Below are 15715 nucleotides of genomic sequence, written 5' to 3'. Positions count from 1 at the left end.
TCACTGGGCAACGCACGCCACGGGCAACCTGTCCGTAGCAGATACAGCACTGCGCACCACACCTCATACATATCCACTGTCACAGGCTTGGTGCGCTTGCGGGCTTGCTCCAGAATCGGGCGGATTTGCTCGAACCGCTCACGGCTCACGTCACTTGGATAGTTCTTCTCGCGCATTCGTGGAGTTTGCACGGTTTGAATAAGATTGTGAACAGGTTCTTAGGTGCACTCAGAGCTGCGGTGTACGGGGGCACATGCCGCGCCGTGCAACGGCCGCGCTTGCCTGGCGGCTGCCCAGGCGTTGGTTCGTCGCGCTTGGACACGCAGACGCAATCGCGGCCGCCCATGCGCGTACAGGGCATGACCGCAACAAGCCCGGCACAGGGCTGCGGTATGCTGATTCGCATGCTTTGGAGTCAACGATGACCGCACCACCTCGCATCGCCTTTCTTGCCAGTCCCGCCGAGCCGGCGGTGGCCGCGCGCGCACGCCTTGTGCAGCGCTTTGGCGACCATGCGCTGGACTGCGCGGACATCGTCTGTGCATTGGGCGGCGACGGCTTCATGCTGCAGACGCTGCACCGACATGGCGCCTCCAACAAGCCGGTGTTCGGTATGAAGCTGGGTTCGGTCGGCTTCCTGATGAACCAGTACCGCGACGACGAGGACGACCTGCTCGAGCGGCTGCAACGTGCCGAGCCGGCGTATCTGCGGCCGCTGGAAATGCAGGTGCAGACCGAATCCGGGGCCAGTGCCGGTTCGTTGGCGTACAACGAGGTGTCGCTGCTGCGGCAGACCCGGCAGGCGGCGCATCTCAGCATTGATCTCAACGGCCAGACCCGCATTGCCGAGCTGATCGGCGATGGCGTGATGGTGGCCACGCCGGCCGGCAGCACGGCATACAACTATTCGGCGCACGGGCCGATCCTGCCGCTGGGCTCGCACACGCTGGCGCTGACACCGATCGCACCGTATCGCCCGCGACGCTGGCGCGGTGCCATCCTCAAAGCCGATACCGCAGTGCGTTTCCGTGTGCTGGACCCGTACAAGCGCCCGGTCAGCGTCACTGCCGATTCGCACGAAATCCGCGACGTGGTCGAAGTGACCATCCGCGAATCCACGCAGCGCCAGGTCACATTGTTGTTCGATCCCGAACACAACCTGGAAGAGCGCATCTTCAGCGAGCAGTTTGCGGTGTGAGGGGGCGGGATTGGGCATTGGCAACGGCAGACACACGCGATGCCGTCCGCCCGTGGTTGCGCCGGCAGGTTACGATGCGGCGCACGTGACTCAACGCCTGATCTCACGTTCCCGATGACTGCTCCAAACCACTCCCGAATTCCCAATCTCTCATCCCGGCCTCTCCAATGCCCGACAACTCCCCAAGATTATTGACCGTCGCGGTGACCTCGCGCGCCCTGTTCGATCTTGAAGAAGGCCATGCGCTGTTCGAGGCAGATGGGGTGGAGGCGTATTCGGCGTTCCAGCGCGAGCACGAGGACGATGTCTTGCAGCCGGGCGTTGCGTTTCCGGTCGTGCGCAAGCTGCTGGCGCTCAATCACGATGTGCCCGAAGACGCGCCGCGCGTGGAAGTGATCCTGCTGTCGCGCAATTCTGCCGATACCGGTTTGCGCATCTTCAACTCGATCCAGCATTACAGCCTGGGCATCGTACGTGCCACGTTCACCTCGGGCCAGCCGACCTGGCCGTACGTCAAGCCATTCGGCACTGATCTGTTCCTGTCGGCCAATCCTGAATCGGTACGGCGCGCGCTGAGCCATGGCATCGCGGCGGCGACCATCATGCCGCGCGCACCCGGCGAACGCGCCGAGGCTGCCGCAGCAATTGCAGATAACGACGAAAGCCGGCTGTCCACGCAGCTGCGGATCGCCTTCGATGGCGACGCGGTGATCTTCGGCGACGAGAGCGAGCGCATCTCGCGCGAGCAGGGCGTGGAAGCCTTCGGGCGTCACGAGCGCGAACGCGCACGCGAGCCGTTGTCGGTCGGGCCTTTCCGCAATTTCCTGTCGGCACTGCATGCCTTGCAGGCTGCGGTTCCGCCCGGCGAGGCATCGCCGATCCGCACGGCGCTAGTCACCGCGCGCTCGGCACCGGCGCACGAGCGAGTGATCCGCACCTTGCGCGAGTGGGGCGTGCGTCTGGACGAGGCGCTGTTCCTTGGCGGGCGCCATAAAGGGCCGTTTCTGGAGGCCTTTGGCGCGGATATCTTCTTCGACGATTCGCAGCACAACATCGACAGTGCGCGCCAACATCAGCATGTGGCCGCAGGTCATGTGCCGCACGGCGTGGCCAACGAAGGGTAATGCGAGAACGATAGCGTCATTCAACCGGCATCTGGCACCGGTGATATCCCCAACTGCAGGTCCACTAGCTTCCAGCGCAACCCCTGTGGTTCCAGTACGACCTTCATTGGCGGTTCGCCGGGGGCGCGTTCGACGTCGATCACGAAGCGGTCCAGCGCCTCGAAGCGGTGTTTGGCGTTTTTCAACGGTCGCGCGGGTTCGGTGGGGCCGAAGGGATCGCCGCCCTGCAGTTCATTGCGGCCGCGCTTCCACAGGACATGCCCCTGCAACAGTGCACCGATGCCGATCGGCGTCACCAGCGTATCCACCGCCGCACCACCGAGTTGGTTCCCCAGGCCATACAGCAACGTGCCCCACGGACTGGCGGCGATGTCTGGACCGGCTTGCCGCACCAGATAATCGTTGAGCTGGGCGCGCAGGCTGCTACGCACACGCGGGAAGTCGACGTAGTGTTCTAGTGCGGCGGTATCGCGTTGCTCGATAGCCTTGGACAGGCCCTGCATGGTCAGGTAAGGCCCGCCGAACCACCACGCAGTGACGGCCAGCAAGACAACAACGAGAATGCCGATGGCTTTTTTCATGGCGCCCAGACTGCCGCAATTGCGGCTGCCGCAGGTGAAGATCAGTGACTGGGTGAGCCGCGGCCATCGCCGAAGGCGGCGACCAGACGTTGCCGTTGGGCGGTGTCCAGCGCCTGTATGCGGGTCTGCAGCACTTCATCCAGGTTGCCGATGCGGGTGGTGCCCAGGATGCCGCTGGCCACACCCGGGTGTTGCAGGACATATGCGAATGCCGTCTGTGCGGGGCGCTGGCTATCGATCGAAGCCACTGCACTGCGCATGTCGCGTGAACACTGCATCAAAGCACGGCTACTGGGCTTCAGCCAGGCGCGTGCCAGATACCAGGCATCGGCCAGACGCGGCAGGCGCGCACGCGCGGGCAAGAGGTGGCCCTGCGCAAGCACGGTGCCGGCCAGTACACCGATGCCCGCCTTCTGCAGCTGGTCGATCAGCGGTTCACGGTCCTGCTGCAGCGCGTTGTAGTCCAGCAGCACCGCATCCAAGACGTTGGGGTTGGCGATCATCCAGCGCAGGGTCGATGCCGAATGCGTATTGATGCCGGTGTGGCGGATCAAGCCACGCTCGCGCAGACGCTGCATAGCCAGCAGCAGGTCGTCGTTGATGTCGTGCTCGCTGGCGCCATGCAGCTGGTAGATGTCGAGATAGTCCAAGCCAAGATTGCGCAGCGATGCTTCGCAACTGGCAGTGATCGCTGCTGCAGAGAAGTCACGCTGCTCTGCACCACTGATACCGGCCTGACCGGTCAAGGTGCCGCCCTTGCTGGAGACGACGAGCGAATCCCGCGGATATTGTGCGAGCAGGGGGCGAAGTATCCGTCCCAGACGCGGTTCCGCATGAAAGTCGGAGTAGTTGTGGCCGGTGTCGAGCAGGTTCACGCCCTGCGCCAGCGCGGACTCGACCACCCGTGCGGCGGCGCCTTCGTCGAAGCGGCGGTGGCCCCAAAAGCCGGAACACCCCAAACCGATCGGTGAGACCAATAGCTTGGTGCGGCCCAGCGTCCGTCGCTGCTGGCCTAGCGGTAGATCCTGAGTCTTCAAAATTCCAGATCCAGGGCCGCGCACAGGTAATCGACAAAAGGCGCCAGAATCACCAGGTCCGCTTCAATGGTCTGACGCAGTCGCGGCCCGGTCATGATGCTGTCGTCCAGGTGACGCAAGTACGCCCAGTTGCGGTGCTTGAGATCGTCGATGAACTCGAAATCGTTGGGGAATCCACGCGGCGCACGCACCAGTTTTTCGCTGTCGTCCATGGTGAATTTGCGCAGTAACTTCGGATTGTGCGCGGCGGCTTTCCAGCTGCCGGGGTTATCGAAAATGAACTGGCGCAGCTTGCGTTGCGTGTCCGGTTCCGGATGCCACAAACCCGCGCCGACAAAACTTTCGCCCGGCTGCAAGTGAAGATAGAACGAGGGCGCCGGCATCTGCCGACGGCGCTCATGAAACAAGCGCGCGCCCTGCCAGTTCTTGTACGGTGACTTGTCGTTGGAAAACCGCGCATCGCGATAGATGCGGAACAGTGAGCCGCCCTGGGTCTTGGGATCGGCGCGATAGTGTGGGCTGACCTGCGCCAGTGCCGGCTGCAGATCGGTGATCAGCTGCAGAAACGGCTGGCGCACATGCGCCTCGTACTGATGCCGATGGTCGTTGAACCAGGTTTTGTCGTTGTGCCGGGCCAGGGCGCGCAGGAACGTGAAACTGGCGTCGGAAAAGTAGCTGGTCATAGCGTGCGTTGGAGGTCCAAACCCCAGGCGGCGAGCTGGTCGAGGAGGGCTTGCTTGGTAGCATCGTCGGGGTGAGCACGCCGTAAATCCACGATCTGCGCGTTGTACTGTTCCAGGGTCACTTCGCCCAGGCCGCGATCTTCGAGCAGGCGCTGGCGGCGATACGCGTTCCAGCGCTCCTGTTCGTCGAACGACAGTGTCTGCGGCCAGTTGCGCGCGCGGTAGCGGAACAGTAGTTCGATCAGGCGCGGGTCGCGAAAGCGTGACTCCAACGCGCACAGTTCGGCCGGTGCGCTGGTGCGGACTTGCGCCAGCAGACGCTTGTCGCCTTCGGCCAGAAAGCCATCGTAGAGCGAAGCGTCAGCATCGTTGGTCGCTGCCGCAGGTGCGCGCTCGCTGCCATAAACCTGGCGTACCTTTTCGGCAAGTTCGGGGCCCAATTCGCGCATGCGTGCCGCCTTGGCCAATACTGCATCCTGATCCACGCCCAGGCGCTCAAAATCTGCAGCGCGTAGATGCTGCCAGGCCACCAGCGCGGGCGACTTGTTCAGATGCACTTCTTTCAGTGGAATACGCCGCTCGCCTTCCGGCAGATCTGCGGCGCGAATATACAGGCGGTCGGCAATTTCGTCGGGGCTTAGCCGCAACAGCACGTCCGGGTCGCCTTCCAGATCAAACACGATCACGCGGCTGTCGATGCGCGGATGGCGTGTCAGCGGCAGCACCGCCGCCGCGCATAGACGCGAGGCGGGGTAGCGCTGCGAAATATGCAGCACCGGCTGCATGGCGATGACGTCCAGCAAGGTGGCGGCAAAGCGCTTGTCGCGCAGACGCAGCGCGTAGTCCCACAGTTTTGGCTGATGCTGCTGAAACTTGCGCGCCATGCCGATGGTGGCGTACACGTCCGACAGCGCTTCGTGCGCATCGCCTTCGCGCACATCGTTGGCACTGGCCAGGTGTTCCAGCTTGAACGAGGTGGCGCCATCTTCGCGTTGCGGCCAGACGATGCCGTCCGGACGCAGCGCATGCACCATCCGCAACACATCCAGCAGATCCCAACGCGAGTTTCCGCCGCGCCACTCGCGCTCGTAGGGGTCGTAAAAATTGCGAAACAGGCCGCAGCGCACGAACTCGTCGTCGAAGCGAATCGAGTTGTAGCCCAGCGTACAGGTCTGCGGCCGGCTCATCTGTTCGGCGATGCGCGCGAACGCCTCGGCCTCGGTGACGCCTTCGCGCAGCGCGTGCTGCGGCGTGATAGCGGTCACCATGGTGGCGTAGGGCGAGGGCAGCAGATCGTCGGCCGGCTGCACAAAGAAGCTGATCGGCTCTTCGATCACGCGCAGTTGCGCGTCGGTCCGCACCGCTGCGAACTGTGCAATGCGGGTGCGGCGCGGGTCCTGGCCGAAGGTTTCCAGGTCGTAGAAGAGAAAGCTGTCAGGCATGCAGGTACGACATCCAGATGCGCAGCGCGCGGCGTATGCGCTGCCGTTGCCGCCTAGTATCACTCATCGCAGCGCCGGCACGCTGAGGCGTGGCGTTGCGGGTGGCTCGCACGTGCGTCAGCGGCGCGTTTGTGCAGTTTGCCGGTGTGCCACCTGTTTGGATCGAGCCCGCACGCTGAAGGCAGTTGCGGTGTCCGGTGGTCGCTGACGCCGGGCCACCGAGACATCGGTCATGACACCAAGCAGGAGGCGGCACGTTACCGTCGCCGCCAGTGACGCCGTCGGCCACAGCCGTGGCCGACCTCAGTGCGCGCCGTCCAGCGGCTCCAGGCGCGCATGGACGATCGTCTCCAACGCAGCCCAATCCAGACGCGACAGATCGCTGTGTCCGCGCGTGGCTTCGACCAGAATCTCGCGCTGGATCTCGCTGCGCGCCAGCGCAATCGAATAGCGCGTGCGCAGGAACGTCACCATGGTGTAGTGCGGCACGAAGCGGGTGGGCCAACGCGCCTGCAACTGCTGTTCAAGCTGGCGCTGCAGCAGGAACTCGGGGTCGTCGACGCGGTCGCGCATTTCCAGATAGTTTTCCAGCGCCATCTGCTGGATGGCCCCCGCATCGTCGCGGCGTGCCGCCTCGAAGGCGGCGAACGCGCTGGCGAGGTCGTCGTGGGCATCCAGCTGATCCGCCAGCGCCACGCAATCTTCGAACGCGCAATTCATGCCCTGGCCGTGGAAGGGCACCATCGCGTGTGCGGCGTCGCCGATCAGCAAGGCGCGGCCATCCAGATGCCAGCGGTCCAGGGTCAGGGTGCCGAGCAGGCCGGGCGGATGCTCTTCCCAATGCTGCTTGAGCTGCGGAATCAGTGGCAATGCATCCGGAAAGTCGCGCGCGAACAAGGCGAATGCTTCATCGCCGTTACGCGTAGTGGCGAAGCTCGGCTCGCCGGCGTTGGGCAAAAACAGGGTGACGGTAAAGGTGCCGCCATCGTTGGGCAGCGCGATGAACATGTAGCGCCCGCGCGGCCAGATGTGCAGCGCATTGCCTTCGATGCGGAACCCGCCGCCGGGCAACGGCGGAATTTCCAGTTCCTTGTACGAGTGATCCAGAAATTCGGTGCGTTCGCCCAGCGGCGATTTGCGCTGCATCGCCGCGCGCAATGCCGAGCCGGCGCCATCGCTGCCGATCAGACTTTGGAAGTGGATTTCGTGCGGCTGGTCGTCGCGGTCGTCGATGAAGCGTGCGTAGCCGGCGTCGAAGTCCACCGTATGCAGGCGGCGGTAGAAATGCACGCGCGCGCCGGCCTGTTCGGCCAGATCGAGCAGTGCGACATTCAATGCGGCGCGGTGGATCGACCAGATCACCTCGCTGTCGTCGCGCCCGTAGCGCTGCAGCTGCGGTTCGCCGACCAGCGGGTGCACCATGCGCCCACGCATCATCACCGCCTTGGCCATTACCACCTCTTCGGCGCCGGCCTGGCGCAGCGCATGCCGGCCGCGTTCGGCCAGCGCCAGATTGATCGAGCGGCCGCACTCGTAGCCCTTGATGCGCGGGTCGCCACGCCGTTCATACACGGTGATCTGCCAGCCGCGACGCGACAGCAGGATAGCCAGCAGGCAACCGGCCAGACCGGCGCCTATCAAGGTCAGGGAACGCGGAGAAACTGGGTTCAATGCAATGTCCGGCGGCAGCCGGGCGCAGTGCCGGCGAAAAGGGGAAAACAGCGACTGGCAATGACAGCCGCCCTCGCATCAGCCCTGGGCGGGCTGGGAGTGTACGTGGGCGTGCGGCGATTCCGCATGCCGGACAGATGATCTGGTGGCAATGCAGTCAGCCTGCCGCGCTCAGGCAGCCGCCCAGGCTTCCACCTGGCCCACGAAGGTGTGCAGATCGCTGAAGCGGTTGTACAGCGGCACCGGCGCAATGCGGATCACGTCCGGTTCGCGCCAGTCGCCGAGCACGCCGGCTGCATGCAGATGCTCGAACAGCGAGCGCCCCTGCGCGCGTCCGCCGGCCACCCGCAACGACAGCTGGCAGCCGCGGTGCATCGGTTCGGCCGGGGTGACGATCTGCAGCACCTGCGGCACGCGCGCGCGGATCAACTGCTCCAGATGCCCGGTGAGTCGTTCGGATTTGGCGCGTAGCGCGGCCATGCCGGCCTGGTCGAACAACGTCAGCGATGCGCGCAGCGGCGCCAGCGCCAGCACCGGGGGATTGCTCAGCTGCCAGCCTTCGGCACCGGGCGAGGGCACGAACTGCGGGTCCATGCGGAAGCGGGTCTGCTGCTCATGTCCCCACCAGCCGGCGATACGCGGCAGATCGCTGTTGGCATGACGTTCGTGCACGAAGCAACCGCCCACCGCGCCGGGGCCGGCGTTGAGATATTTGTAGTTGCACCACACTGCGAAATCCACGCCATCGTCGTGCAGGGTCAGAGGGATGTTGCCCACCGCATGCGCCAGATCGCAGCCCACCGCCGCGCCTTGCGCCCGCGCCAGTCGCACGATCTCGGCCAGGTCGAAGGCCTGCCCGGTGCGGTACTGGATGCCCGGCCACAGCACCAACGCCAGGCGCGGACCATGCTGCGCGATGGCATCGGCAATGGCGGCCATCGATAACGTGCCGTTGGGTTCGTCGGCCTCCACTTCGATCAGATGCGTGGCCGGGTCCAGCCCGCGCAGGCGCAGCTGCGATTCCACCGCGTGACGGTCGGACGGAAACGCGCCGGCTTCGATCAGGATCGCGCCGCGTTCGTGCGTGGGACGATAAAAGCTAGCCATCATCAGGTGCAGATTGACGCTGAGGGTGTTCATCGCCACCACCTCGCCGGGTTGCGCGCCGACCACGCGGGCCAGCGCATCGCGTACCAGCTGGTGATAGGTCAGCCATTGGGTGGGGCCGGTGAAGTGACCTTCCACCCCCAACGTGCCCCACTGATCGAGCACTTCGTCCACCATTGCGCGCGCCGCGCGCGGCTGCAGGCCAAGGGAGTTGCCGACGAGATACGTCTGATCCCGATCGCCGTGCTGCGGGAACACGAAGGCATCGCGCAGGCTGCGCAGCGGGTCGGCGGCATCCAGGGCATCGGCATGGGCGCGGGACAGCAGGTCGGTCATCGTCGGGCTCGCAACACGGATCAGGCCAGCAGTTTACCCGCCGGCATCATGCGCGCCGTCATGCAGGGCTGGCACCTCGGCCCAGGCCGGTCGGGCAGGGCAGGGCAGGGCGCAGCAAATGGGTGAGTGTGCCGATGCTGTCGGTGACGCGGTCGATGGTCTCGGCGAGCGCGGCGGTGGTTGGCGAACTGTCGGGCAATGCGGCCAGCGCATCGGAAAGCTGACGCTCGGCATTGCGCAAGGTGGCCGCAGCCGCAATGCCGCCGTTGCGCAGGCAGTCGATCAGCTCGGACAGCGTCTGGTCGGCCTGCTGCGCGAAGGCGGGCAACGCCTCCAGCGTGGGCAGCGGGTGGCCGTCGCTTAGCACCGCCTCCAGCAACAAGGTGGCGCGGATCAGCCGGTTGCCATTGGCCAGCAGCGATTCGGCCAGTTTGAGTTCCTGCAGATTGCGCCGGCTGCGTGGTTCGCCGCGCAAACGCTCGATCGAGGCCTGCGCATTGGTGCGTGCTACGCGCGCGGCGGCGTCAGATCGTCCCTCCGACTGAGCCTGACTGAGGCAATAGCTCCATCAACCATGCGAGCTCCTCTTCGTTGAATGCCGGGAAATCATCCGCTGCCCCTGCGAAGGGGGCCGCATCTTGTTCCCACATCACGGTGCTGGACGCTGCCAGGTCGGCAGCGATGGGCGTACCAGGATCCGGGAGGCCGCCCCCGATCCTGGTACGCGGGCGTTTTACCCTCCAGCTGAGGGGCAAATGCAGCGCATCGCGCTGTTCGGGAACGCGCACCTCGAAAGATTGCTGTGCGGAGGGGCCGGTGACAGCACGATCCGATCGGGACCGTTTACGGCTGCTTGCCCCTGTCTGATCTCCCTCGTGCATTGGGCTAGGCGCATCAAGGTCACGCTCCAGCGAATCGGCGAATGCATGCAAAGACGCCTGATCCGGTGTTTGAGCTGAAGTAGGGGACGGTTTGGCCCTTTTCATCCCTGATGCCTGGAGGATACGGTCCCAACGCTGCGAGGCTGGGGGGAGCGTTCCGTAGCGGGCTTCGAATTCGGTGACGCCCACTCTGCGAAAGAGCTGTACCAAGCCGTGCCTGCTCATCTCGAACTGCGTCATGGCGTCATCGAATGCTTGCGCTGGGTGGGAGTGGCTCTGGAAAAAACCAAGCACGCGAACCACGTGCGCGAGGTCGGGAACGCGATGGGACGTGCGTTCGGGAATGCGGCGATTGATTCTTCTGATCAATTCCGGCGCGTGCGGCAATCCCTTTTTCACTGCATCCAGGGCAGGACGTCCGCCGAGGCAGGCCAAGGCGACGAGGTGGTCGTTGGTCAACGCGGCCAACGCCGGATCAGGGCGAGATAACTGGGCAACAATGCTCTCCAGCGCCTGCTTGCCGCCATTGCTGGCGATGGCCACCACCTGGTTCGGGGTCAGGCCATGGTCCTGGCACAGCACCGGCAACAGCCGCTGCACCGTCTCCAGCGCCTGCTTGCCGCCACTATTGCTGGCGATGGCCACCACCTGGTTCGGGGTCAGGCCATGGTCCTGGCACAGCACCGGCAACAGCCGCTGCACCGTCTCCAGCGCCTGCTTGCCGCCATTGCTGGCGATGGCCACCACCTGGTCCAGGGTCAGGCCATGGTCCTGGCACAGCACCGGCAACAGCCGCTGCACCGTCTCCAGCGCCTGCTTGCCGCCAATATTGCTGGCGATGGCCACGACCTGGTCCGGGGTCAGGCCATGGTCCTGGCACAGCACCGGCAACAGCCGCTGCACCGTCTCCAGCGCCTGCTTGCCGCCGTTATTGTTGGCGATGGCCACCACTTGGTCCGGGGTCAGGCCATGGTCCTGGCACAGCACCGGCAACAGCCGCTGCACCGTCTCTAGCGCCTGTTTGCTGCCGCCATTGCTGGCAATGGCCACCACCTGGTCCAGGGTCAGGCCATGGTCCTGGCACAGCACCGGCAACAGCCGCTGCACCGTCTCCAGCGCCTGCTTGCCGCCAATATTGCTGGCGATGGCCACCACCTGCGCCGGGGTCAGGCCATGGTCCTGGCACAGCACCGGCAACAGCCGCTGCACCGTCTCCAGCGCCTGCTTGCCGCCGTTATTGTTGGCGATGGCCACGACCTGGTCCGGGGTCAGGCCATGGTCCTGGCACAGCACCGGCAACAGCCGCTGCACCGTCTCCAGCGCCTGCTTGCCGCCGTTATTGCTGGCGATGGCCACCACCTGGTCCGGGGTCAGGCCATGGTCCTGGCACAGCACCGGCAACAGCCGCTGCACCGTCTCCAGCGCCTGCTTGCCGCCACTATTGCTGGCGATGGCCACCACTTGGTCCGGGGTCAGGCCATGGTCCTGGCACAGCACCGGCAACAGCCGCTGCACCGTCTCCAGCGCCTGCTTGCCGCCACTATTGCTGGCGATGGCCACCACCTGGTCCGGGGTCAGGCCATGGTCCTGGCACAGCACCGGCAACAGCCGCTGCACCGTCTCCAGCGCCTGTTTGCCGCCATCGTGGCTGGCGATGGCCACCACTTGGTCCGGGGTCAGGCCATGGTCCTGGCACAGCACCGGCAACAGCCGCTGCACCGTCTCCAGCGCCTGCTTGCCGCCATCGTGGCTGGCGATGGCCACCACCTGGTCCTGGGTCAGGCCATGGTCCTGGCACAGCACCGGCAACAGCCGCTGTACCGGCAACAGCCGCTGCACCGTCTCCAGCGCCTGCTTGCCGCCATTGCTGGCGATGGCCACGACCTGGTCCGGGGTCAGGCCATGGTCCTGGCACAGCACCGGCAACAGCCGCTGTACCGTCTCCAGCGCCTGCTTGCCGCCATTGCTGGCGATGGCCACGACCTGGTCCGGGGTCAGTCCATGGTCCTGGCACAGCACCGGCAACAGCCGCTGTACCGTCTCCAGCGCCTGCTTGCCGCCGCTATTGCTGGCGATGGCCACCACCTGGTCCGGGGTCAGGCCATGGTCCTGGCACAGCACCGGCAACAGCCGCTGCACCGTCTCCAGCGCCTGCTTGCCGCCATCGTGGCTGGCGATGGCCACCACTTGGGCCGGGGTCAGGCCATGGTCCTGGCACAGCACCGGCAACAGCCGCTGCACCGTCTCCAGCGCCTGCTTGCCGCCATCGTGGCTGGCGATGGCCACCACCTGGTCCGGGGTCAGGCCATGGTCCTGGCACAGCACCGGCAACAGCCGCTGCACCGTCTCCAGCGCCTGCTTGCCGCCATCGTGGCTGGCGATGGCCACCACTTGGTCCGGGGTCAGGCCATGGTCCTGGCACAGCACCGGCAACAGCCGCTGCAGCGTCTCCAGCGCCTGCTTGCCGCCGTTATTGTTGGCGATGGCCACGACCTGGTCCGGGGTCAGGCCATGGTCCTGGCACAGCACCGGCAACAGCCGCTGCAGCGTCTCCAGCGCCTGCTTGCCGCCATCGTGGCTGGCGATGGCCACGACTTGGTCCGGGGTCAGGCCATGGTCCTGGCACAGCACCGGCAACAGCCGCTGCACCGTCTCCAGCGCCTGCTTGCCGCCACTATTGCTGGCGATGGCCACCACCTGGGCCGGGGTCAGGCCATGGTCCTGGCACAGCACCGGCAACAGCCGCTGCACCGTCTCCAGCGCCTGCTTGCCGCCAATATTGCTGGCGATGGCCACGACCTGGTCCGGGGTCAGGCCATGGGCCTGGCACAGCACCGGCAACAGCCGCTGCACCGTCTCTAGCGCCTGCTTGCCGCCAATATTGCTGGCGATGGCCACCACCTGGTCCGGGGTCAGGCCATGGTCCTGGCACAGCACCGGCAACAGCCGCTGCACCGTCTCCAGCGCCTGCTTGCCGCCGCCATGGCTGGCGATGGCCACGACCTGGTCCGGGGTCAGGCCATGGTCCTGGCACAGCACCGGCAACAGCCGCTGTACCGTCTCCAGCGCCTGCTTGCCGCCAATATTGCTGGCGATGGCCACCACTTGGTCCGGGGTCAGGTTCAGGGGGGCACCCGTCAGTGCATTGCGCCATGCATGCACTGCCTCCACTGCGGTCACGCCGCCACGTTTTGCAATCTTGAGAAGTTGGCCTGTGTCCAACTGTAACGGCGGACCTCTCAACTCCCCCGCCTTCGTGAGCAAGGCCTCCAGGGCGCGTGCGCCGGACCACTGTTTGCCGACGCCAACGATGTCTTCGTGTGTCGCCTCTGGCAACGCCGTGATTATGTGCTGATACTTGACAGCGACGGTCCCTAACGCTGCCGGGTGTTGGCTGAGCGCAACGATGTGCGCGTGTGTAAACCCATGGCCCACCAGTGCCTCGTGGTGCTGCGCCACTGTCGAACGCACCTTCGGTTTGATCTTCTCTTGCTGCTGCTGACTGTAGCCGAGCGTGCGTAGATCCACCTGCGCGGCCGGCGAAGCGTCGGAGGGTTGCGCCGCACGCCGTCGCGGGGCCGGCTTGGCGCGTGGCGGCCGCGCGGCAGTGACAGCGACACGCACGGTGGGTGGCGGGTCATCGGCTGCACGCAGACCCGATTGCACCTCATCCCACTCTGCTGGGGCAGCCGCTGTATGCGGCGTGCCGACGGCAGGCATCGAATCAAGAAGCGATGTATCAAGAAGCGACGGATCGAACTGACGGAGCAGATCGCTGAAGCTGCCCGCCGAGAACGCAGGCGAGGGCGCAGGGGGAGATGGCAGCCGGGTCCGGGACATCGTCCGCCGAGCGGGCAAGCCATCCAGGGGGCCGCCAGCAGGCGGAGCCCCCCCCCGATCTGCAGTCGGCTGAACCCTATCCGGTTGGGGTCCGGGCAGAAGCTCGCGGGCAGGACTTGGCGTGCGCGAACGAATGGGATCCATCGGGTATCGCCCAGGTTGTCCATCTGGCCGAGTAACAGACGGCGCAAATAGTCGCGATACGCGCTGAGCAAGTGCGCCAGCGAGGTGCGAATCTGCCGACGTTCGCGCGTGGGCCACAGCGCGTAGGCGATCAGCGCCAGCGCGCTGCCGGCCACGGTGGCTTGCAACCGCGCGCCGACCGCTGCGCCGGGCGACACGCCTTCGAAGGAGAGCAGCAGCACCAGCATGCCGGTCAGAAACGCCACGCCGATGCCGTAGTTCACCTGCGTCAGTAAACGAAACCCGAGGCAAAACAGCGTCAACAAGACCAGGCGGATGCTGGCGCCGTCCATGGCCAGGTGCGCGAGCAAGGTGGCCAGCAACAGCCCGACGAAGGTACCCGCGACACGTAATGCGCCAAAACTGAAGGTGCCGCCGAAATCCGGCTTGAGCACGATGGCGGTGGTCATCGGAATCCAGAAGCCGTGTTGAAGCGGTTGCCACCAGGCACACACCGCACCGCAAGGCGTGCCGGAAGGCCACCGACGACACATCCAGATTCGCCCGCAAGGTGGCCCAGGTCGCGGCCGGGCGTAGCGCTGCCGGCAGGCGCGCTTCGGCCAGTTGCGCCTGGATTTCGCCACGGCTGCTGGCCCAGTGCGCATTACGCACCAACGCACGTAGCTGGCCGCCCAAACCTTGCGCACGCGCGGCGACGCGCACCAGGTGGCGTTCGCGGGTATCGGCGTTGCCGTGCTGAAACTGTGCCAATGCACCGACCAGATCATCGAAACCGGTCATCGACGCATTGGCTGCCACCGGGTCTTCGCCCACGGTCATCGCATGTGCGAGCTGTTCCAGCACGATGGCGCTGCGTTCGAGCACGCGTTCGATCGCCTGGCGCGCTTGTGATTCGGTCAGGCGCGTTTCGGCATCGGCCAGCGACAGCAGCTCCAGCCGCACGCGATCGCAGAGCTCGGCGATGATGCGAAAGCTCTGTACCGCAATCGCACGCGAGCGATGCTCGCCATGCAGCATCACCATCGCATCGAGCACTTCCTGCGTTGCCGGCGGCGCCGCGCTGGCCTCCGGGCGCTGCCGGCCAGTTGGCGCATCAACTCCGCCAGTGCGAAACGCTCCGGGCGATAGCGCTGCAGCGGCCATGCCACCAGCGCCAGCAACACCTGCAGCAAGCCGCCGGCGAAGATCAGGGCTGCCACACCGGGTGCCTGTCGCACCGGCAGCTGCATGTCTGCGCTGACCACCAGCAGGATCATGCTGGTCAGGCCGACCCGCGCTGCCACCGGGCCGAGCGCCACCAGCAAGCCGCCGCCCAGGCCGAGCAACAGGCCGGCCAGCACCAGCGCTGGCGTGGTGTGGCCGACCCAGATGCCGAGCAATGCCGCCAGGCCGGCCGTCAGCGCTGCCATCAGCATGCGTTGCAGGCGTGCGCGATACGGCCCCGGCTGGTCGGAAAACATGGTGTTGAGCGCGCCGCTGCATACCGCCAGACCTGCGGCGACATGTCCGGTCGCCACGCCGATCGCAAGCGGCAAAACCACTGCGGCAGTGTTGCGCAGCGCGACGCGCAAGGGCACATCGCGCGGTTTGAGGTCGATCAGTGCGCGCAGCATGGCGCTGGTTTCGACGCATGCGTGCGGCAAACCTGCTGCGCGCGATCGCATGCCATGG

10 protein-coding genes and 2 pseudogenes are annotated in these 15715 nt (G+C 65.7%); 2 read left to right on the top strand and 10 right to left on the bottom strand.

The genetic code is table 11. From position 1 onward, the window contains the following. Positions 1-176, bottom strand: a 176-nt coding sequence (locus WJW29_RS04320; RefSeq protein WP_143700182.1) for a transposase, incomplete at its 3' end; no start/stop codon positions are given. Positions 177-421: 245 nt separating this feature from the next. Between WJW29_RS04320 and WJW29_RS04315 the strand changes: the two genes are divergently transcribed. After that, entirely contained in the window at positions 422-1198 is a 777-nt protein-coding gene (locus WJW29_RS04315) for an NAD kinase (RefSeq protein WP_011408609.1), read from the top strand. Positions 1199-1365: 167 nt separating this feature from the next. Beyond that, a complete protein-coding gene (locus WJW29_RS04310) occupies positions 1366-2322 on the top strand; it encodes a 5'-nucleotidase (protein WP_011259093.1) in 957 nt (318 codons plus the stop codon). Between the two features lie 20 nt (positions 2323-2342). Here the strand turns inward: WJW29_RS04310 and WJW29_RS04305 are convergent, their stop codons facing one another. The 9 genes and pseudogenes from WJW29_RS04305 to WJW29_RS04265 all read right to left on the bottom strand — a co-directional run. Then, positions 2343-2903, bottom strand: a complete 561-nt coding sequence (locus WJW29_RS04305) for a DUF2939 domain-containing protein (RefSeq protein WP_011259092.1) — start codon at positions 2901-2903, stop codon at positions 2343-2345. A gap of 41 nt (positions 2904-2944) precedes the next feature. Continuing rightward, positions 2945-3964 (bottom strand): aldo/keto reductase, encoded by a 1020-nt coding sequence (locus WJW29_RS04300; RefSeq protein WP_011259091.1) that lies wholly within the window; start codon positions 3962-3964, stop codon positions 2945-2947. Next, positions 3937-4623 carry a DUF2461 domain-containing protein gene (locus WJW29_RS04295; RefSeq protein ID WP_011259090.1) on the bottom strand — a complete coding sequence of 229 codons (687 nt, stop codon included), beginning with the start codon at positions 4621-4623 and terminating at the stop codon, positions 3937-3939. Before WJW29_RS04295 ends, WJW29_RS04300 begins: the two co-directional genes overlap by 28 nt. Beyond that, a complete protein-coding gene (gene sbcB / locus WJW29_RS04290; RefSeq protein ID WP_011259089.1) occupies positions 4620-6065 on the bottom strand; it encodes an exodeoxyribonuclease I in 1446 nt (481 codons plus the stop codon). Before sbcB ends, WJW29_RS04295 begins: the two co-directional genes overlap by 4 nt. Positions 6066-6368: 303 nt before the next feature. Then, positions 6369-7736 (bottom strand): NAD(P)/FAD-dependent oxidoreductase, encoded by a 1368-nt coding sequence (locus tag WJW29_RS04285; protein ID WP_011259088.1) that lies wholly within the window; start codon positions 7734-7736, stop codon positions 6369-6371. 171 nt (positions 7737-7907) lie between these two features. After that, entirely contained in the window at positions 7908-9179 is a 1272-nt protein-coding gene (gene kynU, locus WJW29_RS04280; RefSeq protein WP_011259087.1) for a kynureninase, read from the bottom strand. 33 nt (positions 9180-9212) lie between these two features. Then, a pseudogene (locus WJW29_RS04275) lies at positions 9213-9717 on the bottom strand (hypothetical protein); the annotation flags it as partial. Beyond that, the gene (avrBs3, locus tag WJW29_RS04270; RefSeq protein ID WP_133265117.1) at positions 9704-14044 is read right to left on the bottom strand and encodes a type III secretion system effector avirulence protein AvrBs3; all 4341 of its coding nucleotides are present in this window, start codon (positions 14042-14044) and stop codon (positions 9704-9706) included. The gene avrBs3 and the pseudogene WJW29_RS04275, both read right to left, overlap by 14 nt. Then, positions 14044-15708 (bottom strand): annotated as a pseudogene (locus tag WJW29_RS04265) (FUSC family protein); the annotation flags it as partial. The gene avrBs3 and the pseudogene WJW29_RS04265, both read right to left, overlap by 1 nt. Positions 15709-15715 lie beyond the last annotated feature (7 nt).

The sequence above is a fragment of the Xanthomonas sp. JL1 genome (genome assembly GCF_038405005.1).
Note: the sequence above shows the minus strand (reverse complement) of the source record. Positions and strands in the feature narration are given on the sequence as shown.

Excerpts from the sequence above, each read along its gene's own strand:
- WJW29_RS04305 (WP_011259092.1), bottom strand. The coding sequence starts at position 2,903 with ATGAAAAAAGCCATCGGCATTCTCGTTGTTGTCTTGCTGGCCGTCACT.
- sbcB (WP_011259089.1), bottom strand. The coding sequence starts at position 6,065 with ATGCCTGACAGCTTTCTCTTCTACGACCTGGAAACCTTCGGCCAGGAC.
- kynU (WP_011259087.1), bottom strand. The coding sequence starts at position 9,179 with ATGACCGACCTGCTGTCCCGCGCCCATGCCGATGCCCTGGATGCCGCC.
- WJW29_RS04295 (WP_011259090.1), bottom strand. The coding sequence starts at position 4,623 with ATGACCAGCTACTTTTCCGACGCCAGTTTCACGTTCCTGCGCGCCCTG.
- WJW29_RS04315 (WP_011408609.1), top strand. The coding sequence starts at position 422 with ATGACCGCACCACCTCGCATCGCCTTTCTTGCCAGTCCCGCCGAGCCG.
- WJW29_RS04310 (WP_011259093.1), top strand. The coding sequence starts at position 1,366 with ATGCCCGACAACTCCCCAAGATTATTGACCGTCGCGGTGACCTCGCGC.
- avrBs3 (WP_133265117.1), bottom strand. The coding sequence starts at position 14,044 with ATGGATCCCATTCGTTCGCGCACGCCAAGTCCTGCCCGCGAGCTTCTG.